At 61.2% G+C, this 22282-nt stretch carries 21 protein-coding genes and 3 tRNA genes; 14 read left to right on the top strand and 10 right to left on the bottom strand.

Annotated elements, in window-relative coordinates; all coding sequences use genetic code 11:
• The 3 genes from mraZ to INS80_RS01300 form a co-directional block, all read right to left on the bottom strand.
• A complete protein-coding gene (mraZ, locus tag INS80_RS01290; protein ID WP_192963813.1) occupies positions 1-507 on the bottom strand; it encodes a division/cell wall cluster transcriptional repressor MraZ in 507 nt (168 codons plus the stop codon).
• A gap of 804 nt (positions 508-1311) precedes the next feature.
• Positions 1312-1533 carry a hypothetical protein gene (locus tag INS80_RS01295; protein WP_192963814.1) on the bottom strand — a complete coding sequence of 74 codons (222 nt, stop codon included), beginning with the start codon at positions 1531-1533 and terminating at the stop codon, positions 1312-1314.
• 318 nt (positions 1534-1851) lie between these two features.
• On the bottom strand, positions 1852-2931 hold the full coding sequence (locus INS80_RS01300; RefSeq protein WP_192963815.1) for an Mrp/NBP35 family ATP-binding protein: 1080 nt from the start codon (positions 2929-2931) through the stop codon (positions 1852-1854).
• A gap of 324 nt (positions 2932-3255) precedes the next feature.
• On the opposite strand from INS80_RS01300, the gene INS80_RS01305 reads away from it, so the two are divergent.
• Positions 3256-3474, top strand: a complete 219-nt coding sequence (locus tag INS80_RS01305) for a DUF1127 domain-containing protein (RefSeq protein ID WP_192963816.1) — start codon at positions 3256-3258, stop codon at positions 3472-3474.
• Positions 3475-3951: 477 nt separating this feature from the next.
• Here INS80_RS01305 and INS80_RS01310 read toward each other — a convergent pair whose 3' ends face one another.
• On the bottom strand, positions 3952-6306 hold the full coding sequence (locus tag INS80_RS01310) for an ATP-dependent helicase (RefSeq protein WP_192963817.1): 2355 nt from the start codon (positions 6304-6306) through the stop codon (positions 3952-3954).
• A 167-nt stretch (positions 6307-6473) separates the two neighbouring features.
• Here INS80_RS01310 and INS80_RS01315 point away from each other — a divergent pair, with 167 nt between their 5' ends.
• On the top strand, positions 6474-7649 hold the full coding sequence (locus INS80_RS01315) for an alpha-hydroxy acid oxidase (RefSeq protein WP_192963818.1): 1176 nt from the start codon (positions 6474-6476) through the stop codon (positions 7647-7649).
• Between the two features lie 128 nt (positions 7650-7777).
• Here INS80_RS01315 and INS80_RS01320 read toward each other — a convergent pair whose 3' ends face one another.
• Positions 7778-8089: a BLUF domain-containing protein gene (locus INS80_RS01320; protein ID WP_226892523.1), complete on the bottom strand. Its 312-nt coding sequence runs from the start codon at positions 8087-8089 to the stop codon at positions 7778-7780.
• A 356-nt stretch (positions 8090-8445) separates the two neighbouring features.
• Between INS80_RS01320 and INS80_RS01325 the strand changes: the two genes are divergently transcribed.
• A complete protein-coding gene (locus INS80_RS01325; protein ID WP_192963820.1) occupies positions 8446-11886 on the top strand; it encodes a pyruvate carboxylase in 3441 nt (1146 codons plus the stop codon).
• 71 nt (positions 11887-11957) lie between these two features.
• On the opposite strand, the gene INS80_RS01330 is transcribed toward INS80_RS01325, so the two are convergent.
• The gene (locus INS80_RS01330; protein WP_226892524.1) at positions 11958-12626 is read right to left on the bottom strand and encodes an SGNH/GDSL hydrolase family protein; all 669 of its coding nucleotides are present in this window, start codon (positions 12624-12626) and stop codon (positions 11958-11960) included.
• A gap of 222 nt (positions 12627-12848) precedes the next feature.
• Between INS80_RS01330 and INS80_RS01335 the strand changes: the two genes are divergently transcribed.
• Complete coding sequence (locus INS80_RS01335) at positions 12849-13235, top strand: MAPEG family protein (RefSeq protein WP_192963821.1); 387 nt, start codon at positions 12849-12851, stop codon at positions 13233-13235.
• A 3-nt stretch (positions 13236-13238) separates the two neighbouring features.
• On the opposite strand, the gene INS80_RS01340 is transcribed toward INS80_RS01335, so the two are convergent.
• Complete coding sequence (locus INS80_RS01340; RefSeq protein WP_226892525.1) at positions 13239-13454, bottom strand: hypothetical protein; 216 nt, start codon at positions 13452-13454, stop codon at positions 13239-13241.
• Between the two features lie 151 nt (positions 13455-13605).
• On the opposite strand from INS80_RS01340, the gene INS80_RS01345 reads away from it, so the two are divergent.
• The 6 genes from INS80_RS01345 to INS80_RS01370 all read left to right on the top strand — a co-directional run bounded on the left by INS80_RS01345 (position 13606) and on the right by INS80_RS01370 (position 17683).
• Positions 13606-13680, top strand: a tRNA-Gly gene (locus tag INS80_RS01345).
• Positions 13681-13853: 173 nt separating this feature from the next.
• Positions 13854-14813 carry a DNA cytosine methyltransferase gene (locus INS80_RS01350; RefSeq protein ID WP_192967143.1) on the top strand — a complete coding sequence of 320 codons (960 nt, stop codon included), beginning with the start codon at positions 13854-13856 and terminating at the stop codon, positions 14811-14813.
• Positions 14814-14863: 50 nt separating this feature from the next.
• Positions 14864-15760 carry a NaeI family type II restriction endonuclease gene (locus INS80_RS01355; protein WP_192963823.1) on the top strand — a complete coding sequence of 299 codons (897 nt, stop codon included), beginning with the start codon at positions 14864-14866 and terminating at the stop codon, positions 15758-15760.
• A gap of 90 nt (positions 15761-15850) precedes the next feature.
• Positions 15851-15925 (top strand) — tRNA-Gly (locus INS80_RS01360).
• Positions 15926-16072: 147 nt separating this feature from the next.
• Positions 16073-16147: transfer RNA gene (locus INS80_RS01365), tRNA-Gly, on the top strand.
• A gap of 183 nt (positions 16148-16330) precedes the next feature.
• Positions 16331-17683, top strand: coding sequence for an aminotransferase (locus INS80_RS01370; RefSeq protein ID WP_192963824.1), 1353 nt, complete (start codon positions 16331-16333; stop codon positions 17681-17683).
• Positions 17684-17757: 74 nt separating this feature from the next.
• Here INS80_RS01370 and INS80_RS01375 read toward each other — a convergent pair whose 3' ends face one another.
• Positions 17758-17997 (bottom strand): Lrp/AsnC family transcriptional regulator, encoded by a 240-nt coding sequence (locus INS80_RS01375; protein WP_192963825.1) that lies wholly within the window; start codon positions 17995-17997, stop codon positions 17758-17760.
• A gap of 213 nt (positions 17998-18210) precedes the next feature.
• Here INS80_RS01375 and hisB point away from each other — a divergent pair, with 213 nt between their 5' ends.
• On the top strand, positions 18211-18798 hold the full coding sequence (gene hisB / locus INS80_RS01380; protein ID WP_192967144.1) for an imidazoleglycerol-phosphate dehydratase HisB: 588 nt from the start codon (positions 18211-18213) through the stop codon (positions 18796-18798).
• A 16-nt stretch (positions 18799-18814) separates the two neighbouring features.
• Here hisB and INS80_RS01385 read toward each other — a convergent pair whose 3' ends face one another.
• Positions 18815-19444: a DUF2306 domain-containing protein gene (locus INS80_RS01385; protein ID WP_192963826.1), complete on the bottom strand. Its 630-nt coding sequence runs from the start codon at positions 19442-19444 to the stop codon at positions 18815-18817.
• Between the two features lie 99 nt (positions 19445-19543).
• On the opposite strand from INS80_RS01385, the gene INS80_RS01390 reads away from it, so the two are divergent.
• Both INS80_RS01390 and hisH read left to right on the top strand, forming a co-directional pair.
• Positions 19544-20152 carry a TetR/AcrR family transcriptional regulator gene (locus INS80_RS01390; protein WP_192963827.1) on the top strand — a complete coding sequence of 203 codons (609 nt, stop codon included), beginning with the start codon at positions 19544-19546 and terminating at the stop codon, positions 20150-20152.
• Between the two features lie 54 nt (positions 20153-20206).
• Positions 20207-20845 carry an imidazole glycerol phosphate synthase subunit HisH gene (gene hisH / locus INS80_RS01395; protein ID WP_192963828.1) on the top strand — a complete coding sequence of 213 codons (639 nt, stop codon included), beginning with the start codon at positions 20207-20209 and terminating at the stop codon, positions 20843-20845.
• Positions 20846-20857: 12 nt separating this feature from the next.
• On the opposite strand, the gene INS80_RS01400 is transcribed toward hisH, so the two are convergent.
• A complete protein-coding gene (locus INS80_RS01400) occupies positions 20858-21607 on the bottom strand; it encodes a helix-turn-helix transcriptional regulator (protein WP_226892527.1) in 750 nt (249 codons plus the stop codon).
• Positions 21608-21719: 112 nt separating this feature from the next.
• On the opposite strand from INS80_RS01400, the gene INS80_RS01405 reads away from it, so the two are divergent.
• On the top strand, positions 21720-22256 hold the full coding sequence (locus INS80_RS01405; protein ID WP_192963829.1) for a peroxiredoxin-like family protein: 537 nt from the start codon (positions 21720-21722) through the stop codon (positions 22254-22256).
• The last annotated feature ends 26 nt before the right edge of the window (positions 22257-22282 follow it).

Consider the following 22282-nt stretch of genomic DNA (forward strand, 5'->3'; position numbering starts at 1 on the left):
TCAAACCCCTCCGGCGCCATCAAGAAACTGAAGCGGATCAAAGCCTTCTGGCAGTTCCGCCATCCGTTTTTCGACTTCGGCCATCTCGACTTCTTCATAGGTCTGCGGCTTCCAGATCTGGAAGGTATCACCTGATGCAATGAAAAATGCCTCACCCTCAAGCCCGATCTTGTTGCGCAGCTTGGCAGGCAGGACGAGGCGGCCGGTCTCGTCCACGGTGGTCGGCAGGGATTGACCGTTGAACATGCGCTCAAGCAGCTTGCGCTGAAAGGATCCGCGCGGCAGTTCGGCGATCTTGGCATCGACTTCTTCGATTGCCTCCATCGTATAGCACTCAAGGAATTTGCGGCTGTCGTCACCGTAGACGATCACGAGTTCGGGGTTGTCGCCGGGCTGCTGCCAGTTGGGATCGCAAGCCTCCAGAACGCGGCGAAAGGAAGCCGGGATAGACACCCGCCCCTTGCTGTCCACCTTGTGGTGGCTTTCGCCTCTGAACCTGCGGCCCAATTTACCGTCCCTTTTTCGCGTCCCTCGCGGTGTGTTTTGCCCCCTGGAAGTGAAAGCGGCGGGTTGATCTGCTGCCACTGATCAACCCGCCGCCTTGTCCCGCCTTGCGGGGATGTCCGACTGCGCGCGCCACCTGGGGGGATGTCTGCTCGCCCGCGCGCCGGAGCTCTTGGTTCGATGAAAGCGAAGGCCTGTATGAAACCTGCTTTTTGTGTTTTCGCGTGGGGTCGTTTGGTGCCCCGTCCTTGCTCTCTTTCGATGACAAAAGGGATACTATGGGAAATTAGGGTACGGCAATAAGTTTCTTCACCAAGACACGGGAAAACACCGGTTAAGACGGGCAAATCCTATTAAGACACTTTTAACCTTCTCAAATCGCACAGCCTAAATTGCGCCAATTTTAACTTTCACACCTATATGTAGTGGTCACGGAACATCCCCCAAGCACCCATAGTTTCCCAGAAAAAAAATAAGGCATTTTTGTGGCAGGCCAGATGTTCACGTTACATTCTCGAGCTCGCACCCCCAATTCGGTCACAAGCAGGCCATTCCCAGCCAGAATCACTCCCAAAGCGCCACTTGCGATTCGCCTAAATCGCCCCCCGATCCCCCGCGCAGCGCAGGGCAGCCAAGGCGCGCCCATGAATTCCCATGAGACCCTCACGCCCCCAGAACGCGCAGCAAAAGAGACCACCGCCCACCCCGAAGGCTTTTGGCGCTACGCGCCGCCTTTCACCATTGATGTGACTTGCGCACATATGCAGAGCATTCGCGCAGCCCGGCAGATAGAAAGCACCGCCCTGATCAAACCCGCCCGGCGACAGGTCCGCCCACGCGGCCACAGGAGCAGGTTTTGATGAGGGACGAAAAGGCATCCGCCAGAAATGACAAAGCCCGCCCCGTCAGGAGACGTTCCAGGCTGACCCCATCGATGGACACGTCGAGGTACTCAGAGGAGTTTTTGACGTCACCTTCTTCAATGACAAAGGACAGCACCGCATCGCCAGAGATCGACGTCGGCGTCACGAGGTTGTCAAAATCCAAGTAGGGATAGGAGCTATGCGTATTTGACCCCGGACCCAAGGTTATGGTTACAGCCTGCGCCGTGCCTGTGCATGCGACAAGGCATGCCGCAAACAAAGTCGTCTTCATGCCCCCCCAATCCACCCAAGGTGGAACAGTCCCAAAACCCAACAGCTCTCACCACCTCAAGGATCAAATCACAACTTTTTGCCCATCCTTCATAGCCTGCGCGCCAAAGCCGTCGCCTGTGCAACGTAACAGGGCCGTCGGTTGACCTGCAGCTTGCGCGCTGCTTTGGGCTTGGCCTTACCGACGGCCTCGTCAGGCCATGCCGCCTTGCACCAGGCCCGCTGCAATGCGCCCATAAGCCTCGGCCATGGCGCCATCCCCTGCTGCTATCGGCGTGCCGCCATCGGCAGCCAGACGCGTCTCCAGATCGATCGGCAGCATCCCCAGCAACGGAAGGTCAAGCCGCTTTGCCTCGGCCGCTGTGCCACCGTGGCCAAAGATATGATGCTCGCCGCCGCAGTCCGGGCAAGTAAAGAAGGACATGTTTTCCACCAGCCCCAGTACCGGCACCTTCAACTGCTCGAACATGTTGAGCGCCTTGCGGGCATCAATAAGAGCCACATCCTGCGGCGTGCTGACCACGATTGCGCCCGTCAGTTCGGCCTTGGTGCACAAGGTAAGCTGCACATCGCCAGTGCCGGGCGGCAGATCCACGATCAGAACGTCAAGCTCTCCCCAGTCCACCTGGCCCAGCATCTGTTGCAGGGCGCCCATCAGCATCGGGCCGCGCCAGATCACCGCCTTGGCGTCGTCCACCATCAGGCCGATGGACATCAGAGTGACCCCATGAGCCTGCAAAGGCGTGATCCGCTGCCCATCAGGGCTCGATGGGCTGCCAGTGACCCCCATCATCCGCGGCTGGCTGGGGCCATATATGTCTGCATCCAAGAGACCGACCTTGCGCCCCTGCCGTGCAAGCGCAACAGCGAGGTTGGCACTGACAGTGGATTTGCCAACGCCGCCCTTGCCGGATCCAACTGCCAGAATACGCGCAACCCCCTTCGGCCTGATCGGCCCCTGCTGCGGCTTTGGGTGCCCCCCGATCTTGAGCCCACCGCCTGGTTTTCCCGCAGGCTGCGCAGCAGGCCCATGCGCTGTCAGGGCCACCGATACAGTCTCCACCCCCGCAAGCGACATGACAACCGCCTCGGCTGCGCGGCGCAGTGGCTCCATCTGCTGGGCGATAGCAGGACTGGGAGCTTCAATCACGAAACTGACCTTTGTGCTGTCGATCTGCAGGGCCCGCAGCATGTCCCGCGACACAAGGGTGCCGCCATCCGGGAGCTCCAGCCGCTCAAGGGCCTCACGAATCTGATCCTGGGTCACGGCCATCGGTGTCTCCTTATTCTTGGGCGCCCCGGCAGCGCGCTCCACCTGATATAGGTTCGCCACCGTGAGCCCAAGCAAAATTGCCGTAACGGCACCCTCTCCGCACCAGACACGGTACGCCCAATATGGAGGCAATTAAGATATTTCCGGTGTCATTTTGCACATTTGAGAGCAACGCCCCCTCAAGACCCATGCAAATGCCGCATAGCAGAAATGCCAACTCAGGGGATTGTGCACCTGCAGCATAACCTTAAATTGGTGTTCAAGAAACGCCTTAACCGGCACCGCAAGACAACACTGTTTGAAACCAGATTGAGGAGCTGCCCGATGGCCGCAGTAAATCACATCTCCGCCTCCAAAGGCACCGTGGCTGAGAACGGCCTGGCTTTTGTTGAAGCGCTGAAAGTCAAATTCGCACGTTACCGCGTGTACCGTGAAACCGTCAACGAGCTGTCCTCGCTCAGCAACCGCGAACTTGCGGATCTGGGCCTGAACCGCTCGATGATCAAGCGTCTGGCCCTGCAGGCCGCATACGAAAACGCATAACAGAGATCAGACCCTTTCTCCTCCTCCCTTTAGGGTCTGTAAATTGCGGTGGCATCTTCCTCCTCCCTGATGTCACCGCACCCCATACCGGGCTCAAACCCGGGATCTGATACATCCGGTCTCCTCCTCCCATTTGGCCGGGTGTTGCTCAGAGCGGCGGCACCTCTCCTCCTCCCTGGTGTCGCCGCACCTCATACCGGGCTCGAACCCGGGATCTGATACATTCGGCCCCTCCTCCCATTTGGCTGAATGTTGCAAAGAACGACGGTGCCTCTCCTCCTCCCTGGCACCGTCGTTTTTCTTTTCCAGAATATGAACAGACATCGGCGCAGGCGCTTCTGATGGAAGCATGGCTATGGTCGCATTGGCATCGACAGGGGAATGGCGCGGGGGGCGCTGGCAGCTTTGCTGCCAGCGCCCCCCGCGCCCGGATCGGATCGCAAAGCGATCCGACCGCCTCTGTCTCAGATCAGTATCTCAGAAGGGTACATCGTCATGGGTCGTCACAAATTTCGCAACGACCTTCTTGAGACCCGCCTTTTCAAAATCCACTTCCAGCTTGTCACCTTCGATATCCGTGATCGCGCCATAGCCGAATTTCTGGTGAAACACGCGCTCTCCCAGCGTGAAGCTTGAGGTCGCCGTCAGGTCAATCACCTGGGTCCGGCTTTCGCGGGGCTGCGAGAGGCCACGTTCGCTGGCGCGGGCCTGCATGCGCCTCCAGCCGGGCGAATTGTAACCATCGGCTTGCGCCACACGTTCGTCGATGCGCGATTTCACCTCGGCGCCGCCCGCCGCCGCGCCGTAGCCACCACCATAAAGGCCGGGCGGCGTCAGCACCTCCACGTGTTCCTCGGGCAGCTCATCAATAAACCGCGAGGGCAACTGCGATTGCCACTGCCCGAACACCCGCCGGTTTCCTGCAAAGGAAATGGTGCAGATCTCTTCGGCGCGGGTGATGCCCACATAGGCCAGACGCCGCTCCTCCTCGAGCCCCTTGAGGCCGCTTTCATCCATCGAGCGCTGCGACGGAAAAAGGCCATCTTCCCAGCCCGGCAGGAAGACGGCCGGAAACTCCAGCCCCTTGGCCGCGTGCAGGGTCATGATCGAGACCTTCTGCTCGGCGTCCTGTTTGTCATTGTCCATCACCAGGCTGACATGTTCGAGAAACCCTTGCAGATTCTCAAAATTCTCAAGCGCTTTGACCAGTTCCTTGAGGTTTTCAAGGCGGCCTGGGCTGTCGGGGTTCTTGTCCATCTGCCACATGGTCGTGTAACCCGACTCGTCCAGTACGATCTCGGCCAGTTCCATATGGCTGATGTCTGGATCACCGGTCATCCGCCCCCAGCGGCGCAGATCCTCGACCAGCTGGCGCAGCGCCGCGCCGCCCTTACCCTTGATCTCACCGCTTTCGACGGCAAGGCGCGCGCCCTCCAGCAGGGGAACACCATTCTCGCGGGCGATCACCTGGATTTTTTGCTGGGCCTTGTCGCCCAGACCGCGTTTGGGGGTGTTGACGATACGTTCGAACGCCAGATCATCCTCGGGCGAGACCACCAGCCGGAAATAGGCCATGGCATCGCGTATCTCGAGCCGTTCATAAAAGCGCGGACCGCCAATCACCCGGTAGGGCAGACCGATGGTAAGAAACCGATCCTCGAAGGCCCGCATCTGGTGCGAGGCGCGCACCAGAATCGCCATATTGTTCAGATCCACCGGCGCCTGCCCACGAGTGCCGCGCTGCATCGCTTCGATTTCCTCACCGATCCAGCGCGCCTCTTCCTCGCCGTCCCAATGGCCGATCAGACGGACCTTTTCACCGCCCGTCGCATCGGTCCACAGCTCTTTGCCCAGCCTCCCTGCATTGCCCCGGATCACGCCAGAGGCCGCCGCCAGAATATGTTCGGTCGAGCGGTAGTTCTGCTCCAGCCGCACCACCTTGGCGCCGGGGAAGTCCTTTTCAAAGCGCAGGATGTTGCCCACCTCGGCGCCGCGCCAACCGTAGATCGACTGGTCGTCATCGCCCACACAGCAGATGTTCTTGTGCCCCGCCGCCAAGAGCCGCAGCCACATGTACTGCGCCACGTTGGTATCCTGATATTCGTCCACCATGATGTAGCGGAACCAGCGCTGGTACTGCGCCAGAACATCCGGGTGGGTCTGAAAGATCGTCACCATGTGCAAAAGGAGATCGCCGAAATCGACGGCGTTCAGCTCTTTCAGGCGCGTCTGGTACTGGGCGTAGAACTCGGTGCCGCGGTGATTATAGGCGCTGGCATCTGCGGCAGGCACCTTTTCCGGCGTCAGCGCGCGGTTTTTCCAGTCGTCGATGATCCCCGCCAGCATCCGCGCGGGCCAGCGTTTGTCATCGATCCCGGCCGCCTGGATCAGCTGTTTCAAAAGGCGGATCTGATCGTCCGTGTCCAGAATGGTGAAGTTCGACTTCAGCCCGGCCAGTTCCGCATGGCGGCGCAGGAGCTTGACGCAGATTGAATGGAAGGTGCCCAGCCAGGGCATGCCTTCGGCGGGCTGGCCCAGCATACGCCCCACCCGTTCCTTCATCTCGCGCGCGGCCTTGTTTGTGAAGGTCACAGCCAGGATCTCGTTTGGGCGGGCCTGCCCGAGCGACAAAAGATGTACGATCCGCGTGGTCAGCGCCTTGGTCTTGCCGGTACCCGCCCCTGCCAGCATCAGCACCGGACCATCCAGACATTCCACCGCCTCTCGCTGAGCGGGGTTGAGCCCGTCCAGATAGGGCTTCGGGCGCGCGGCCATGGCGCGGGCGGAGAGAGAGGCGCCCTCGAAGGCGTCCATTTCATCGAAACTGCTCATGTCCGTTATTCTAGCGCGATTCATGAGTATGGGAAAGAGGACGTTCACACTATGTTCACATCTTACATTTCCAAAAGCATCCATTCTTTCGCCCGCCTGCAGGTCGACTGTTAGATTTCTGTAACATTTCCGCTAGACTCTCGCCGCAAAGCAGCAATTATGCGCGCATGACAGCGGCTCAAGATTTGCACTCGCTTTATCCCGGCCTTTCCGATCTGCGAAAGCAGGCGCGGCGGCGGCTACCCCGTTTTGTCTGGGAGTACCTGGACAGCGCTACTGGCGTTGAGGCCACAAAGGCCCGCAATCGCGTTGCTCTGGACCGGATCGGCTTTTTGCCCTCGATCCTTCATGGACCGCTGGATATCGATCTGTCGGTTCAGCTGTTCGGAAACACACTCCCTCTGCCCTTTGGCATCGCTCCTGTGGGAATGTCGGGGTTGATCTGGCCCGATGCCGAAGGTCACCTTGCCCGCTGCGGCGCGCGCAATTGCATTCCCTACAGCATGTCGACCGTTGCCAGCCAGGCGCCAGAGGATTTGGCACCCCACCTTGGGCCAGAGGCCTGGTATCAACTCTACCCGCCCAAGGATGAAGGCATTCGCAAGGACATGCTGGCCCGCGCGCGCGATGCAGGCTTCAAAGTGCTGGTACTGACGGTGGACGTGCCTGTCGCCTCGCGCAGGGAAAGACAAACGCGATCCGGCCTCACCCAGCCGCCGCGCCTGACCCCGCGCCTGTTGGCGCAGGTCGCCATGCGTCCGACCTGGGCTTTGGGAATGGCCCGCCAGCATCGCAATGAAGGTGGCATGCCGCATATGCGCACGCTGGACAAATACACCGCCGAGGCAAAGGGGGAGAGCCTCTCGTCCACGGCGCATATCGGCTATCTTTTGCGCACCTCGCCAGACTGGGAATACGCCCGTTGGCTCCGCGACCATTGGGATGGCCCCTTTGTCATCAAGGGTGTGATGCGCAGCAAGGATGCGGAACCGCTAAAACAGATTGGTGTCGATGCGCTTTGGGTCTCGAACCATGCAGGACGCCAGTTCGACGGAGGCCCTGCCGCGATCGAGGTGCTGCCCGGGCTCCGCGCGGCAACAGATCTGCCGCTGATCTTTGACAGTGGCGTCGAGGGCGGTCTCGACATTCTGCGCGCCCTGGCGCTTGGCGCCGATTTCGTGATGTTCGGCCGTGCCTTTCACTATGCCCTTGCAGCGCTCGGGCCGACTGGTCCGGATCACCTGATCGATATTCTGAAAAAAGACTTGGAGGCCAATATGGGACAGCTCGGCCTTGCCACCCTGGCGCAAGTTCGCAATTTGCCCCGACGAGAGTTGACGTGATCGGCTCAGGCGGCGATGGCCGCCTCAAATCCAGAGAACGCCCCGTGCATTGGCCCAAGAGCCCGCCCATAATCCCAATGGAAAGCACCCGTGGCCAGCACCTGCAAGAACAAGGGCAACAAGCTTCGTCAGCACCAGGTCGGCAGGTGTTCGGAGGTCAGCACCCCCATCGGGCAGTTGACGAATTCCCGTGCCGCAATGGGCTCGCTTCGCACCAGACGCAGGTCGCCATGCCGAGAGTCCCTTGCAATCTTGCCATAACGCTCCATCAAGACATCCTCGGGTCCTTCAAGCACCTGAAAACAGTGCAACTCGTTGTGCAGCAGGTAGCCAGTCACATCGTCACGCAGATTGTTACGCCGCGACACCTCGACAAGACGCTCGATCTCGCCTGCCGACATTTTCCGGGTCAATTGGCTAGAGTAGACAATTCTGTGCATCGAGGCTCCTGTGAGGTTCAAGGTTGCAGCATCTCCCGCTTGAAGAGGAGACGCCGAGCGGCTCTGAGTAGAAGAATTCTATATCGCAAGTTGGAGAAGGCAGGTATCGTGCATCGGCTTAGGTTCCAGCTTCCTTTTACCTCCAAAAGGATAGGCCGCTATCCGGGCGAACCCGTTGAAAGAGCCCCGCTCTATCGGGAACCCCACATGGCCTCTGACGCCTCTGCGCCAAATGGGGGCGCTATCATGCAAAATGAGAGCGCAATCAGGCTGCAAAATACCCAGAACTACGAGTATACCGCGGGCCATCTAGCGCCTAACACGTCGCAAGACTGAGACTGACCTCGGGGGAAGACATGACCGACTTCAAGAAAATCCTCATCGCCAACCGCGGCGAGATCGCCATCCGCGTGATGCGTGCGGCCAATGAAATGGGCAAGAAGACCGTCGCGGTCTACGCCGAGGAGGACAAGCTGGGCCTGCATCGCTTTAAGGCGGATGAGGCATACCGGATCGGCGAGGGGCTTGGCCCGGTGGCCGCCTACCTGTCCATCGACGAGATCATCCGCGTCGCCAAGGAGTCGGGCGCAGATGCGATCCATCCGGGCTATGGCCTTCTGTCGGAGAACCCCGATTTTGTCGACGCCTGCGCGCGCAATGGCATCACCTTCATCGGCCCCAAGGCCGAAACCATGCGCGCCCTGGGCGACAAGGCCTCTGCCCGCCGCGTGGCGATAGAGGCGGGCGTCCCGGTCATCCCCGCGACCGAGGTGCTGGGCGATGACATGGCCGCCATCAAGAAAGAAGCGGCCGAGGTTGGCTATCCCTTGATGCTGAAAGCCTCCTGGGGCGGCGGCGGACGCGGAATGCGCCCGATCTTCTCCGAGGATGAGCTGGAGGAGAAGGTTCTGGAAGGGCGCCGCGAGGCCGAAGCCGCATTCGGCAACGGCGAGGGGTATCTCGAAAAGATGATCACCCGCGCCCGTCACGTGGAAGTGCAGATCCTGGGCGACAAGCACGGTGAGATCTACCACCTGTGGGAGCGGGACTGTTCGGTCCAGCGCCGCAACCAGAAGGTCGTGGAGCGCGCCCCTGCCCCCTACCTGACGGACGCCCAGCGCGAGGAACTGTGTGATCTGGGCCGCAAGATCTGCGCCCATGTGAATTATGAATGCGCGGGCACCGTCGAATTCCTGATGGATATGGAGTCCGGCAACTTCTACTTCATCGAAGTGAACCCCCGCGTTCAGGTGGAACATACCGTCACCGAAGAAGTCACCGGCATCGACATCGTTCAGGCCCAGATCCTGATCGCCGAGGGCAAGCCCCTGGCCGAGGCCACCGGCAAGGCGGACCAGACCGAAATCCGCCTTAACGGTCATGCGCTGCAGACCCGCGTCACCACCGAGGATCCGCTCAACAACTTCATCCCCGACTATGGCCGCATCACCGCCTACCGGTCCGCGACCGGCATGGGCATTCGCCTTGATGGCGGCACGGCCTATGCGGGCGGGGTGATCACCCGCTACTATGACAGCCTTCTCACCAAAGTGACCGCCTGGGCACCGACCCCGGAAAAGGCGATTGCCCGCATGGACCGCGCCCTGCGCGAATTCCGCGTGCGCGGGGTCTCCACCAATATCGCCTTCGTGGAAAACCTGCTGAAGCACCCGACCTTCCTCAGCAATGAATACACCACCAAGTTCATCGACGAGACGCCCGAGCTGTTCCAGTTCGCCAAGCGCCAGGACCGCGGCACCAAGGTTCTGACCTACATCGCCGACATCAGCGTCAACGGCCACCCCGAGACCGAAGGTCGGCCAGAGCCAAAGCCCGGCCTCAAGGATCCGCGCCCGCCAAGGGTCGAGACCGGCAACCTGCCCTATGGCACCCGCAACCTTCTGGAGCAGAAAGGCCCGCAGGCGGTCGCCGACTGGATGAAGGCGCAGCGCCAGCTTCTGATCACCGACACCACCATGCGCGACGGGCACCAGTCGCTCTTGGCGACCCGGATGCGGTCGATCGACATGATCAAGGTGGCCCCGGCCTATGCGCAGAACCTCTCCCAGCTGTTCTCGGTCGAATGCTGGGGCGGTGCGACCTTTGATGTGGCCTATCGGTTCCTGCAGGAATGCCCCTGGCAACGCCTGCGCGATCTGCGCGAGGCCATGCCGAACCTGATGACCCAAATGCTGCTGCGCGGCTCGAACGGGGTCGGCTACACCAACTACCCGGACAACGTGGTCCAGTTCTTCGTCAAGGAAGCCGCCAAGGGCATCGATGTCTTCCGCGTCTTCGATAGCCTCAACTGGGTCGAGAACATGCGCGTCGCCATGGACGCCGTGAACGAGAGCGGAAAGATCTGCGAAGGCACCATCTGCTATACCGGCGACATCAACGATCCGGCCCGCGCCAAGTATGACGTGAAATACTACGTCGGCATGGCCAAGGAGCTGGAAGCGGCCGGCGCCCATGTGCTGGGTCTTAAGGACATGGCGGGCCTTCTGAAACCCGTCGCCGCCCGCCAGTTGATCAAGGCCCTGAAGGAAGAAGTCGGCCTGCCGATCCACTTCCACACCCATGACACCGCAGGCGTGGCCGTGGCCACCATCCTCGCCGCTGCCGAGGCGGGCGTTGACGCGGTGGACTGCGCCATGGACGCCTTTTCCGGCAACACATCGCAGGCGACGCTGGGCACGGTGGTGGAGGCACTGCGCCACACCGACCGTGACACCGGGCTGGACATCGGATCGGTGCGCGAGATCTCGGACTACTGGGATGATGTGCGCGCACATTACGCGGCCTTCGAATCCGGCATGCAGGCGCCCTCCTCCGAGGTTTACCTGCACGAAATGCCCGGCGGTCAGTTCACCAACCTCAAGGCGCAGGCACGCTCCCTCGGGCTGGAAGAGCGCTGGCACGAGGTCGCCCAGACTTATGCGGATGTGAACCAGATGTTTGGCGACATCGTGAAAGTAACGCCGTCCTCAAAAGTGGTTGGCGACATGGCGCTGATGATGGTCAGCCAGGGCCTGAGCCGCGCCGAAGTCGAAGACCCGGCCACAGAAGTGTCGTTCCCGGATTCCGTCGTGGACATGATGCGCGGCAACCTTGGCCAGCCTCCGGGCGGCTTCCCGGAAGGCATCGTCGCGAAGGTGTTGAAAGGCGAAGCGCCCAATGAGGAACGCCCCGGCAAGCACCTTGAGCCCGTGGATCTGGAAGCAACCCGCGCCGAGCTGTCACAGCAGCTGGAAGGCAAAAAGGTCGATGACGAGGATCTGAACGGCTACCTGATGTATCCCAAGGTCTTTCTTGATTACATGGGTCGCCACCGCGAATACGGCCCGGTCCGCACCCTGCCGACACATACCTTCTTCTACGGTATGGAACCCGGTGACGAGATCTCGGCCGAAATTGACCCCGGCAAGACGCTTGAAATCCGTCTGCAGGCCCTCGGTGAAACCGATGAAAACGGCGAGGTGAAAGCCTTCTTTGAGCTGAACGGCCAGCCGCGCGTGATCCGTGTGCCGAACCGGTTGGTGAAATCCACCACCGCAGCGCGGCCCAAGGCTGAAGCCGGCAACGCCAACCACATCGGCGCGCCGATGCCGGGCGTAGTGGCCTCTGTCGCAGCGCAGGTGGGCCAGCAGGTGCACGAAGGCGACCTTCTGCTGACCATCGAAGCCATGAAGATGGAAACCGGCCTGCACGCCGAGCGCGATGCGGTGGTCAAGGCGGTGCATGTTCAGCCGGGTGGACAGATCGATGCCAAGGATCTGTTGATCGAGCTGGAGTAAGACCACGTGTCGGATTAAACCAAAGGGCGCCCTCCACTCTGGAGCGGCGCCCTTTCTTTGCAAAGGTCAACCTATCCCCGCCGCTTGATGAGGTCCGCCACCGCTGCGCCAATAAGGCTTGAGCCAAGCACCGAAGGATGCGTGCGATCACGGTCGAAGTGTTCAGGCAACGGCGGGTCCAGCACATCCTCTGCATCCAGAAAAAACACACCGGCGCGCGTGGCCGCGAGCCGCGCGATGCGTCGCTCGATCTCTACCAAGCCAGGGCGGCACCCTTCGAAAGACCGTGTTTCGGGCGCGCGGTAGTAGCCAAGCCACAAAACCCGGGCGCCTTGCGCCTGCGCCCGTGAAATCAGATCCGGGATTGCCCCAACCTGCCCGTCAGGTGAAATCAAGGCCTCGATCTCGCCTGCGCACCGCGTGCAACCACAGGAAAACCCCAGGTCATTGGCCCCGCCGTTCATCACCACCCAATTCCACGGCCCCTCCGGCAACTGATCAGGGATGCCGAGGCGCAACAGGGACGCCCCGTTGCCAGCGCGAACCTGCGCGCCAAAATTTGCGCGGCTCAGGACAGGCCGCTGCAGTTCAGCTGCGATGACGCTCCCGATATCCCGGCCGTCGGACCTGTTCCAGGCCATCACGGAGTCTCCGATCACCACAATGTCGGTATCCTGCCGCGGCGTCGGCGCACAGGAGGCAAGGATAGTTACAAACAGAACACTCAGCAGAACACGCAAGCCACAACCCCAATATCACGGACCCCTCCGATGGTGGGTCTGCCTTTGGCATTTTCAATGGTCCGCGTCGGGCCATACCGTCACACTGATGGCATCGGGAAATCGCATGACCTCACGTGAGCATCGCTACGTTGCGACTTCACGCCTTCAAAAACCCTGCTATGCAATAAGTTCCAAAAACGAACCCAAGTATTGTTACGGCTCCACCGGGAGGAAATGCCGATGTTTGCTATCACGTCCATGTATGCCGGCGCAGCGGCGCTGATGTTTGTCTACCTGACGCTGGGCGTCAGTCGACAGCGGATCAGGCACAAGGTCTCAATCGGGGATGGCAACAACCGCGCCGTCCTGGTGGCAATTCGCGCCCAGGGCAATTTTGTCGAATACGTACCCATCGGCCTGATCCTGATGGCTGCCGTCGAAAGCCGGGGCGCGCCCGAGCTGGCGGTTCATGCACTTGGCGCGATGCTGATCGGCGGACGCCTCATGCATGCCATCGGGTTTACCAGACGTCCGCAAATCCTGATCCTGCGACAGGCCGGTATCGTGCTGAACCTCGTCATGCTGCTGGCTGCGGGGCTTGGTCTTCTCGCCCACGCCATTGTGTAGCGGTCAGACGTCTAGGTCCTGAGCTGATCTGATCTGAGGCAGCAGGTGCAGTTCGTGGATGGTCTTCACATAGATCGGAGCAGGCTGCGAGAGCACCGGACTGGCGCTCTCCATCTCATCAGCAACCGCACCGGGCATCAGAACCTTGGCCAGCGCAATGGCCACGATCAAGGCAGCCATCCGGGCGAAATCCGACGGTTTCTTTCCTCTCAACATCATTGGGCCTCCCTTGCGGCGATCTATGTTACCGATTGAACGCACGCCCGGGCACCTTCCGTCGCAAAAAAGGACAAGAATTTGCTAACGAGCTCCATTTTTTTGCTTGCAGCCCTCCAGCGAAATGAATATCCCCCCCTCACCGAATGGCAGCGCGGGCGTAGCTCAGGGGTAGAGCATAACCTTGCCAAGGTTAGGGTCGGGCGTTCGAATCGCCTCGCCCGCTCCATTTGGAACACTGAAAGGGCCGCCATAGGGCGGCCTTTCGTGTTTCTGAGCGCAAGATGTACCGGAACACAGGCAGATGACCTTGCGCGGAATCGCTGTTGCGATTAGGACTGTCACCCAAGGAACAGAGCAAGAACGGCTCGCATGAGCCGATACAGGGGCAGACACTACACGATGCTAACGTCAGTTGAACTCTGTGCGGGTGCAGGCGGGCAGGCTTTGGGGCTGGAGCGCGCCGGGTTTGATCACACCGCGCTGGTCGAGATCGACAAGCATTGCTGCGCCACCCTGCGCCACAACCGCCCCGCCTGGAATGTTCTCGAAGAAGACGTGCGTGCCTTCAAGGAAGACGCCGCAGCCTACAAGGGCATCGACCTTCTGGCAGGCGGCCTGCCCTGCCCGCCCTTTTCAGTTGCAGGCAAGCAACTGGGCGAAAAGGATGAGCGTAACCTTTTTGATGACGCCATCGATATCGTCGATGCCACCCGCCCCCGCGCGGTGATGATCGAGAACGTGCGCGGCTTTCTGGACGCGGTGTTTCACGACTATCGCGAGAAACTGAAGGGGCAGCTTGCGAAACTCGGCTACGAGACCGACTGGCGCCTTTTGAATGCCTCGGACTATGGGGTGCCGCAACTGCGCCCGCGCGTCGCCATTGTTGCCTTGCGCAAGGAATATACCGATCAGTTCGCCTGGCCGGATCCCTTGCCTCACAATCCGCCAACGGTTGGGGAAACGCTGCTGGACCTGATGAAGGAACGCGGCTGGCGCGGGGCCGAGGACTGGGCGGCAAAGGCCGATGAGATCGCCCCCACCATCGTTGGCGGCTCCAAGAAACACGGCGGGCCGGATCTTGGCCCCACCCGCGCACGCCGCGCCTGGGCCGCGCTTGGCGTCGAAGGGCGCACCATCGCCTATGAGGCCCCCGATCCCTTTCACAACGACATGCCGCGCCTCACGGTGCGCATGGTGGCCCGCATCCAGGGCTTCCCAGACGCCTGGCACTTTACCGGCGCCAAGACCAACGCCTACCGCCAGGTGGGCAATGCCTTCCCGCCCCCGGTGGCCGAGGCGGTGGCCCGCCAGCTGAGGGCGGCGATTGCAAAGCCGAATCTGCGCGCGGTGCAGGCGTGAGTCGCAGTGCCGCCTATCCGGCCGCGCGCTCTTGAAATAAGCTCGTCTCCATGAAGCAGAACATTCCCGACAGCCTTGTCGATCCCGTCCATCCGGATTTCGGGATCCTGTTCCCCCTCGCCGATGAGATCACCACCCGCGCGGGCGGCAGCCTGGCGCTGGAATACGATGTGCCGCAGATGCTGCGCCAGTGCATCGACGATGTGATCATGACGCCCAAGACCGGGCGTCGCGCATATGAGGAACTGGAAAAGACCGAAAAGACCTATATCGGCACAAGGGTCGAGATCGAGCTACGAGCGCTTCTGGGCTTGCAAAAGGGGCGGCTCGACACCCGGATCCAGGGCTATGATGTCGACATCAAGCACACCATGGGCAGCAACTGGATGATTCCTACCGAAGCGCTTGGAGAGGTCTGCCTCCTCGTTGCCGCCGACGAGGTACGCGCACGCTGCTATTTGGGCCTGATCAAAGCCCGCCCCGAATACCTGACGGCGGGGCAGAACAAGGACGCCAAACGCTCGGTCTCGGCCGAAGGGTTCCGGCATATCTACTGGCTGTTCCGCGACCACCCCTATCCGGCCAATTTCTGGCGCCCGCTGCCCGAAGAGGTGGTCCTGCGCATCTTTGCCGCCGAGACCGGCAACGCCCGCATGGCTGAACTGTTCCGGCAGGTGCAGCGCAGGCCGATCCCGCGCGACGTCTTAGAGGCAGTGGCCCAGCAAAAAGACTTCATGCGCCGGATCCGCTCGGACAAGGGACGCGGTGCTCGCGACATACTGGCCCGCGACGGGATCCTGCTGCTTTCGGGGCAATATGATTCCCAGCTAATCCGCGCGCTTGACCTGCCGCCCTGCCCGGCCAGCGCTTTTATCTCCTGCGAGCCGCAATCCGCGCAGCAGCGCAGTCTTGCAAGGCAAGCCGGCTTTGACCTGCCTGAGGCATAGACCTCTGCGAGGCGACTTGAAAAAAGCCTGCGTTTTTCCTCTTGCGCCTTGCGCCCGAACTTCCTAAATACCCGCCTACCGAATGGCAGCGCGGGCGTAGCTCAGGGGTAGAGCATAACCTTGCCAAGGTTAGGGTCGGGCGTTCGAATCGCCTCGCCCGCTCCATTCGAAACAAAGAGCCGTCCCAATGGGGCGGCTTTTGTTTTTGTCCACGGCTGCCCAGTCGGGGCACCAGAAATCGCCTGCGGGGATCACATTTTCCGCTTGCAGCCGTCCTGCCAATTTTCTAAAAGCCGCCTACCGAATGGCAGCGCGGGCGTAGCTCAGGGGTAGAGCATAACCTTGCCAAGGTTAGGGTCGGGCGTTCGAATCGCCTCGCCCGCTCCATTCGATACAAAAGGCCGTCCCACTGGGGCGGTTTTTGTGTTTCGTGCCTCTCGCCGCAGCCCCACACTTTTGATCAAATTCCTTTTGACGCAGGGCCAAAAACCCGCCAATGCTTGCGCCAGCGGCATCGCGCCGCGCCACGTATCCCGCCCCGCGCGTTTCTTTAATTGAAGGAGTTCAGCCATGGCCCCTGTCATATATCCCACCACCAACCTGACCGCGACGGAGCAACTCTGCCTGGATCATGCCAAGGGAATCTACGTCTACGACAAGGACGGAAAGGAATACATTGAAGGGCTTGCGGGCCTGTGGTGCACCTCGCTGGGCTATGGCAACGCCGAAGTGATCGAGGCGATCACCGATCAGCTGACCAAGCTCTCCTTCTCGCACACGTTTGGCGGCAAGACCCACGAGCCGATCCAGAAACTGGCGGAAAAACTGAAAGCCATGGTGCCGGTGGAGGATGCCTATTTCTTCTTCGGCAACTCAGGCTCGGATGCCAATGACACTCACTACAAGATGCTGCGTTATTACTTCAACGCCATCGGCAAGCCGGAAAAGCGTAAAATCATCACCCGCGAACGTGGCTATCACGGCGTCACCGTGGCGGCAGGCTCTTTGACCTCCCTGCCCGCGAACCTGGCGCATTTCGACGCGCCTGTTGAGGCGCTGCACATCCTGCGCTCGGACGCGCCGCATTACTATACTGGCCGCAAGGGCAATGAGACCGAAGCGCAGTTCGTGGACCGGATCATCGACAATCTGGAACAGCAGATCATCGCCGAGGACCCCGACACCATCGCCGCGATGATCGTGGAGCCGATCACCGGTGCTTCGGGCGTCATCGTGCCGCCCGAAGGCTATTATGAGAAACTCCAGGCGGTGCTGCGCAAGCATGGCATTCTGGTCTGGGCGGATGAGGTGATCTGTGGCTTTGGCCGCACCGGCGCCGATTTCGGCTGCACCACCATGGGCATCAAGCCCGACCTCATGACTTTTGCCAAGCAGCTCTCCTCGGCCTATTTCCCCATCTCGGCATCGGTTATTCCCGGCTGGATGTACAAGGAAATGGTCGCCCCCTCGAACGAGGTCGGCGTCTTCGGCCACGGCTATACCTATTCCGGCCACCCCGCCGCCTGCGCCGCCGCCCTGAAAACGCTGGAGATCTACGAGCGCGACAATCTGTTCGGCCATGCCGCCGAGGTCGGCGATCACATGCAGGCACAGCTGCGCGAGATCTTTGAGGGTCACCCGCTGGTGGGTGAGGTGCGCGGCAAGGGTCTGATCGCGGCGCTTGAGCTGGTGTCGAACAAGACAACCGGCGCCAGCTTTGAAAAAGGCGCGGCCGGTGCGATGGCGCAGAAGCTCTGCGAGGAAAACGGCCTGATCCTGCGTGCGGTTGCCGGCAATGCGGTGGCGCTCTGCCCGCCGCTGATCATCACCAAGGCAGAGGTGGACGAGATGCTGAAACGCCTCAAGACCTCGATCGATACCGCCTATGAGCGCCTGAAAGAGCAAGGCTTGATCGCCGCCTGATCGGCCACTGCGCACCAAAAAACCAAAACACCCCGGCGCAAGACCGGGGTGTTCTCGTTTCTGAAACCTGAGGCTCAGAAAACCTTGTAGGTCATCGTGGTGAGAGAGCGTTCGATATTCGGGATCACCAGCAGGTGGTCATTGATGTATTTGCCTACATCCTCATCCTTGGGAATATAGAGCTTCATCAGGAGATCGTATTCGCCGCTGGTGGAGTAAAGCTCGGAGTGGATTTCCCGCAGCGCAATATCCTCGGCCACCTTGTAGGTGGTGCCGGGCTTGCAGCGGATCTGGATGAAAACGCAGGTCGACATGGACGCCCTTTCACTGGGTTTCTTGGCTATGTGATTTGACCGCCAAGCTTGCACGACGCGCTGGCAGGCGCAATCCCACAGATGCGGATGCAACAGGCACCGGGTTTCGCGATGGACGCTCTTGAGTGCCATGGCCTGACCGCCCTATAAGCGCAGCACCAACCCAAGGGGCCGCACGGCCCCCGGGGCAGCATGACGAAGGATGGCCCGCAGATGCGCAGCGCACAGATCACCCGCTCCACCGCCGAGACCGAGATTTCGGTGGAGATCAACCTCGATGGCACCGGAGCATATGACAACCAGACCGGGGTCGGCTTTTTCGATCACATGCTGGACCAGCTGGCGCGGCACTCGCTGATCGACATGACCATCCGCGCCAAGGGCGACTATCACATCGACGACCACCACACGGTCGAGGATACCGGCATTGCGCTAGGTCAGGCACTGGTCAAGGCGCTCGGCGACAAGAAGGGCATCCGCCGCTACGGGGAATGCCACCTGCCGATGGATGACGCCCAGGTGCGCTGCGCGCTGGACCTGTCGGCGCGCCCTTTCCTGATCTGGAACGTCACCCTGCCGACGCCCAAGATCGGCACCTTCGATACCGAACTGGTGCGCGAGTTCTTCCAGGCGCTCAGCACCCACGGCGGCATCACGCTCCATATCGACCAGATCCACGGGTTCAACAGCCACCATATTGCCGAGGCTGCCTTCAAGGCCGTGGCCCGCGCTTTGCGCGATGCGGTCGAGACCGATCCGCGCAAAGGTGATGCGATCCCCTCGACCAAGGGCGCGCTCTAAGCCATCTCCTGTCCCGTCAGGCCACCGCAGCAACGCGAGCCGGGCGGCGCAGGATCCATTCGGCGAGCATCAGATTGGGCACCCAGGCCAGCCAGCAGATGATCGGATAGCTGGCCTCAAACCCCACCGTCGCCGCACCAATGGGCAGGTAGACCCGCAAGGTCACGGCGGCCAGCGTCAGCGCGGCGGATCGGATCATCCAGGCACGGTGCTGCACAATCCGGCGCTTCATCGCGTGCCAGATCGCCGTGCCCGTCGTCCATAGCCAGACCACCGACAACAGCCCCAGCCCCGCCGCGGCCACCGGACCCTCCTCGGTCGTATAGGCCAGCCAGATGCCGCTGATCCCCGCCAGAAGGATCGCACCGCCATAAAGCCGCCCCAGCCAGCGATGCACGGCCGGGCGGCTCTTTCGCAGGCCTTTGGAGAACTGCACCGGCAGCAAGGCCAGTGCGATCGGTGCAAGACCAACGTGCAGATAGAACATCACCGGCCGCTCCAGCGCATGATGCAACATCGCGGGCATCACAAGGGCCACATCTGCGATCAGAAAACGATAGGAACCAACCGCGATCAGCACCGCAGAAACCCATATCGCGGTGACCACCCACTTTGGAAAGCCCGCAGGCCGCACATTGATTGACATCCCATTTCCCCTTGGCACAACATTAACTTTACACTGTCAAGTACCAGCCAAAATACGCTGAAACTTGACGCCGTCAAGTTGCGCGGCGATAAACCTCCCATGTCACAAACAAACGTGAAAAGCCGCCACCACCACGGCGACCTCAAACCTGCGCTGATCAAGGCGGGCATCGACCTTCTGGAGGAGGGCGGGATCAAGGCGCTGTCCTTGCGCAAATGCGCCGCCCGCGCCGGGGTGTCGCACGCGGCGCCCGCGCATCATTTTGATGGGCTGGCCGGGCTGAAACAGGCCATTGCCGAGGAAGGCTTTCGCCTGTTTTCCCACTACCTGCGCAGCGCCTGCGACAGCGGCCCGCAAGACCCAAGGGATCGCCTCCGGTCGCTCTGCCGGGGCTATCTGCAATTCGGGCTGGATCACCCGGGCATTCTGGCCGTGATCTTTGGAGATGAGGGGCTGGCAAGTCTGGTCCAATTCGGAGGCAAGGAAAAGGCCGACGCCTATCTCACCTTGCGCGATGTGGCTGCGCCCTTTGTTGCCCCCGGGCAGGACCGCCTGGTGGTGGAAACCCAGATCTGGTCTCTGATCCACGGGTTCACCGTTTTGTATCTGGCCGGGGAATTTGGCAGCCCGCCCCCGCCCATCGACGAAGGACCATTCGCGCAGGTAATTGCGCTGCTGGAGGCACTGCAACCCGCAACCGCCCCTTGACCCCGCAGCCATTATTGGCCACTTCAAACGGGCAAGACAGGAAGGACCCCGGCGATGCTGACGGCGATCATCGATTACGAAAGCGGCAATCTCCACTCTGCCGAGAAAGCCTTTCAGCGCATGGCGCAAGAGGTTGACGCGGGAGAGGTCGTGGTGACCTCCGATGCCGATGTGGTGGCTCGCGCCGACCGGCTGGTGCTGCCCGGCGATGGCGCCTTTCCCGCTTGCGCGGCTGAACTGCGCGGACATAAAGGCATCTATGATGCCATGGTCCACGCGGTCGAGGACAAGGGTCGCCCCTTCCTTGGCATCTGCGTCGGGATGCAGCTGATGGCCACTACCGGCCATGAATATGAGGACACACCGGGCCTCGATTGGGTTGGCGGCGATGTGGTGAAAATCACCCCCGAGGATCCGGCACTCAAGGTGCCGCACATGGGCTGGAACGATCTGGTGATCGACCATGACCACCCGGTCTTCGACGGCATTTCATCGGGCGATCACTGCTATTTCGTGCACTCCTACCATTTCCGTGTCGCGGACCCCGCAGAACGTCTGGCCCATGTGGATTATGGCGGCGATGTCACTGCGGTCATCGGCAAGGGCACCATGCTGGGCATGCAGTTTCACCCGGAGAAAAGCCAGCATGTGGGCCTGCGGATGATCGGCAACTTCCTAACCTGGAAACCCTGAGCCACTGCCGGATCAGGCCGCCCCTTTGCGCATCGAGACCGGCGCGCAGCCATAGGCACGGCGAAAGGCACGGGTGAAGCCTTCGGGCGAATCATAGGCATAGCGCCGCGCCACCGCATCGACCCGGTCGCCACGCTGCAGATCCTGCCGCGCCAGCGTCAGGCGCCAGCGACGCAGATAGCTCATCGGGCTTTCCCCCACCTGCTGCGAGAATAGTTCCGAAAACCGCGACAGGGATAGGCCCGCTTCGGTCGCCAGATCCTGCGTGGTCCAGACCCGCCCCGGACGGTCGTGCATCGCGACGATCGCCCGTGCAAGGCGCGCGTCGGACAGCCCTGCCAGAAGCCCAGGCTCTGCCGTGCCCGCCTCGATCAGGTGACGCAGCAGCCGCACCATCGCCGCCTGCCCCAGGCTGGCCAGGATGCTTTGTGCACCGCAGCGGCGCACCTCTACCTCCTGCCGGATCAGATCGAGGATCGCCCGCAGCTCTGGCGCGGCGTCCAGGGAGACTTCCACCCGCTCCGGCAGGGCCGCGACCAGTGGGTTATGGGCGCCGGACCACTCCACCCGCAGGGAAAGGCAAGCCTCCTGCTCGGAGGCCTCGCCCCGAGCAACAGGATGAAAAACCAGCCGTGACAATCCAGCCGCCGCATCGCCACAGGCGACAAGATTGGCATCCTGCGGTTCTGCCGGCTCCACCACCATGTGAAAGCGCGCCATGAGGCTCGACAATCTGTCCACGACCTGTCCTCCAATCGGCATTATCGGAATAAATGTCAGGTTATTCGGATTTTTCAAGCCGAAATTCACCTCATAGAGAGCGCATCACCACTCACGGGCCTCCGGCCCAACATTCATGACACGGAGACTTTTCATGCTGATGCCCCGCCAGAAAACCCCGAACCTCAACCTGCCGCTCTTGGGCGGTGGCACCTTTGATCTTGCCACAGAGGACAGCAGCCGCGGCACGGTGATCTGCTTTTATCGCGGCCTGCATTGCCCGATCTGCGCCAACTACCTGAAAGAGCTGGAAAAGAAGACCGCCGATTTCGCCGAGCGCGGTGTCGGCACCATCGCCATCAGCACCGACGGTCAAGAGCGCACCCGCGAGATGGCCGAAAAGGTGGAGGCCAAGGGCCTGCGCTTTGCCTATGACCTGCCCCTGCAAGTGGCCAAGGATTGGGGGCTCTATATCTCCACCTCGCGCGGCAAGACCTCCATTGGAATCGAAGAACCGGCGCTCTTTTCCGAACCCGGCCTTTTCATGGTGACGCCCGAGCAGACGCTTTACTATGGATCGGTCCAGACCATGCCTTTTGTACGGCCGCATTTCTCGGAGCTGGTCTCGGCCCTCGATTTCGCCATTGCCAACGATTATCCGGCGCGGGGCGAATACACCGGCGCGGTCTGACCCGCGGTCATCCGTAAAACGTCACC

Origin of the sequence: Phycobacter azelaicus, assembly GCF_014884385.1 — a bacterium.
GTDB classification, from domain to species: domain Bacteria; phylum Pseudomonadota; class Alphaproteobacteria; order Rhodobacterales; family Rhodobacteraceae; genus Phycobacter; species Phycobacter azelaicus.

Excerpts from the sequence above, each read along its gene's own strand:
- INS80_RS01355 (WP_192963823.1), top strand. The coding sequence starts at position 14,864 with ATGAAGCAGAACATTCCCGACAGCCTTGTCGATCCCGTCCATCCGGAT.
- INS80_RS01385 (WP_192963826.1), bottom strand. The coding sequence starts at position 19,444 with ATGTCAATCAATGTGCGGCCTGCGGGCTTTCCAAAGTGGGTGGTCACC.
- INS80_RS01405 (WP_192963829.1), top strand. The coding sequence starts at position 21,720 with ATGCTGATGCCCCGCCAGAAAACCCCGAACCTCAACCTGCCGCTCTTG.
- INS80_RS01325 (WP_192963820.1), top strand. The coding sequence starts at position 8,446 with ATGACCGACTTCAAGAAAATCCTCATCGCCAACCGCGGCGAGATCGCC.
- INS80_RS01320 (WP_226892523.1), bottom strand. The coding sequence starts at position 8,089 with ATGCACAGAATTGTCTACTCTAGCCAATTGACCCGGAAAATGTCGGCA.
- INS80_RS01310 (WP_192963817.1), bottom strand. The coding sequence starts at position 6,306 with ATGAGCAGTTTCGATGAAATGGACGCCTTCGAGGGCGCCTCTCTCTCC.
- hisB (WP_192967144.1), top strand. The coding sequence starts at position 18,211 with ATGCGCAGCGCACAGATCACCCGCTCCACCGCCGAGACCGAGATTTCG.
- INS80_RS01390 (WP_192963827.1), top strand. The coding sequence starts at position 19,544 with ATGTCACAAACAAACGTGAAAAGCCGCCACCACCACGGCGACCTCAAA.
- INS80_RS01400 (WP_226892527.1), bottom strand. The coding sequence starts at position 21,607 with ATGCCGATTGGAGGACAGGTCGTGGACAGATTGTCGAGCCTCATGGCG.
- INS80_RS01350 (WP_192967143.1), top strand. The coding sequence starts at position 13,854 with ATGCTAACGTCAGTTGAACTCTGTGCGGGTGCAGGCGGGCAGGCTTTG.
- INS80_RS01305 (WP_192963816.1), top strand. The coding sequence starts at position 3,256 with ATGGCCGCAGTAAATCACATCTCCGCCTCCAAAGGCACCGTGGCTGAG.
- hisH (WP_192963828.1), top strand. The coding sequence starts at position 20,207 with ATGCTGACGGCGATCATCGATTACGAAAGCGGCAATCTCCACTCTGCC.
- INS80_RS01300 (WP_192963815.1), bottom strand. The coding sequence starts at position 2,931 with ATGGCCGTGACCCAGGATCAGATTCGTGAGGCCCTTGAGCGGCTGGAG.
- INS80_RS01340 (WP_226892525.1), bottom strand. The coding sequence starts at position 13,454 with ATGATGTTGAGAGGAAAGAAACCGTCGGATTTCGCCCGGATGGCTGCC.
- INS80_RS01370 (WP_192963824.1), top strand. The coding sequence starts at position 16,331 with ATGGCCCCTGTCATATATCCCACCACCAACCTGACCGCGACGGAGCAA.
- INS80_RS01335 (WP_192963821.1), top strand. The coding sequence starts at position 12,849 with ATGTTTGCTATCACGTCCATGTATGCCGGCGCAGCGGCGCTGATGTTT.
- INS80_RS01375 (WP_192963825.1), bottom strand. The coding sequence starts at position 17,997 with ATGTCGACCTGCGTTTTCATCCAGATCCGCTGCAAGCCCGGCACCACC.
- INS80_RS01315 (WP_192963818.1), top strand. The coding sequence starts at position 6,474 with ATGACAGCGGCTCAAGATTTGCACTCGCTTTATCCCGGCCTTTCCGAT.